Source organism: Streptomyces sp. SID12501 (assembly GCF_010550245.1).
In the GTDB taxonomy this organism is placed as follows: Bacteria; Actinomycetota; Actinomycetes; order Streptomycetales; family Streptomycetaceae; genus Streptomyces.
Map to the genome: position 1 here is coordinate 1 of NZ_JAAGLU010000827.1, position 416 is coordinate 416.

1 pseudogene is annotated in these 416 nt (G+C 75.0%); it reads left to right on the forward strand.

What is annotated here, in order from left to right:
- Positions 1 to 119: 119 nt before the first annotated feature.
- Positions 120 to 416: pseudogene (locus G3I71_RS48670) on the forward strand (hypothetical protein); the annotation flags it as partial.

A 416-nucleotide genomic window follows, 5' to 3' on the forward strand; every position in this document is an offset into this window, starting at 1 on the left:
TTCGTCGAGCTGACGCCCGTGACGCCCACGCACCACGAGGGGCTCGACGACCGCCGCATCCTGGGCGTCGACGACGACCGGCTCGTCGCGGCGCACGAGCGCGTGCGAGCATGACGACGATGACGCAGCGCAGCGACCCGCTCGACGAGGTCGGCTCCGGCCCGCTCTCGCGGGGTGCCGCCGTCGTGCTCTGGGTCCTGACGATCAGCGTGCTCGTCGCGCTCACGGGCGGTCTGCCGCTCGCGCTCGTGCCGTTCCTCGCCGCCGACGCCGCCAACGTGTGGATCGTCGCGCTGCTCGCCCTGCCGCTCGGGCCCGCGCTCGCGGCCGCGATGTTCGCGTGGCGGCGGTTCCTCGCCGAGCGCGACCTGCACCCCGGGCGGCACTTCTGGCGCGGGTACCGCGTCAACGCGGTC